Consider the following 1,196-nt stretch of genomic DNA (forward strand, 5'->3'; position numbering starts at 1 on the left):
GGGTCACTGGCGGAAGAACGTTTATGGTGTGCTCAAATATTCCGTGGGTGAGATTTTCGATCAAATCGATCTTAACCAACGCGTAATGGATGAGCAGCAGCAGACGGTTAAAACTCAAATTGCAGCACTGCTAAACAAAGACTGGCGTGATGCAATTAACAACTGTGAAGCTTTGCTCTCGGAAACGTCGAATACGTTAAGAGAGTTGCAAGATACCTTGCAAGCAGCAGGGGATGAATTACAGACACAGATTCTTGATATTCAAGAGCTGGTTTATGGCGATGATGAATTAGAGTTCATTGCAGAAACCCTATTTGGACTACAAATGAAGCTTGATCGCATCACCAGTTGGGGCCAGCAAGCGATTGACTTATGGATTGGCTACGACCGCCACGTTCACAAGTTTATCCGCACCGCGATTGATATGGATAAGAACCGAGCATTCAGTTCTCGTCTGCGTCAGTCAGTAAAAGATTACTTCGATATGCCTTGGTATCTAACTTATGCAGATGCCGAGCGTCTAACAGACCTTCGTGATGAAGCCTTGGTTCTTCGAGATGATGAAGTGACCGGCCAAGTACCACTAGAAGTGGAATACGAAGAGTTTCAACAGGTCAATGATGAGTTGTCAGAGCGCATTGGTGGCATGCTTAAAGTTCATAAAGAACAGGGCTCGCCTATCGACTTGGGTTTGGTGCTACAAGATTACCTAGCACAACATCCACAGACTCATCATTTTGATTTAGCACGAATCGTTATCGATCAGGCTGTACGTCTTGGTTATTCAGAATCAGACTATCAAGCCATTCAGCCAGACTGGCAAGCGATCAACGAATTTGGTGCAAAGGTACAAGCAAATGTCATCGACCGATATTAATGAATACATGCCAGATAATTTGGCAAAAGCAATTTCTAACCCTCTGTTCCCAGCGCTCGATAGTATGCTGCGAGCTGGGCGTCACATCTCAAGTGAAGATCTCGACAACCACGCACTGCTATCAGACTTCGAAGTTGAGTTGTCCTCGTTTTATCAACGTTACAACACTGAACTTGTAAAAGCGCCAGAAGGTTTCTTCTACTTGCGTCCTCGCTCGACGTCACTGATTGGTCGAAGCGTGCTTTCAGAACTCGACATGTTAGTGGGTAAGGTACTGTGTTTCCTATATTTAAGCCCAGAACGTTTGGCTCATGAAGGC

2 protein-coding genes are annotated in these 1,196 nt (G+C 45.1%); both read left to right on the plus strand.

What is annotated here, in order from left to right:
- On the plus strand, positions 1-877 hold an 877-nt coding region (mukF, locus tag QTO00_RS19975; RefSeq protein ID WP_331426303.1), incomplete at its 5' end, for a chromosome partition protein MukF.
- The coding region (locus QTO00_RS19980) for a chromosome partition protein MukE (RefSeq protein WP_331426304.1) at positions 858-1,196 on the plus strand (339 nt) is incomplete at its 3' end. The genes mukF and QTO00_RS19980, both read left to right, overlap by 20 nt.

The sequence above is a fragment of the Vibrio sp. M260118 genome, assembly GCF_036533755.1.
Lineage (GTDB): Bacteria > Pseudomonadota > Gammaproteobacteria > Enterobacterales > Vibrionaceae > Vibrio.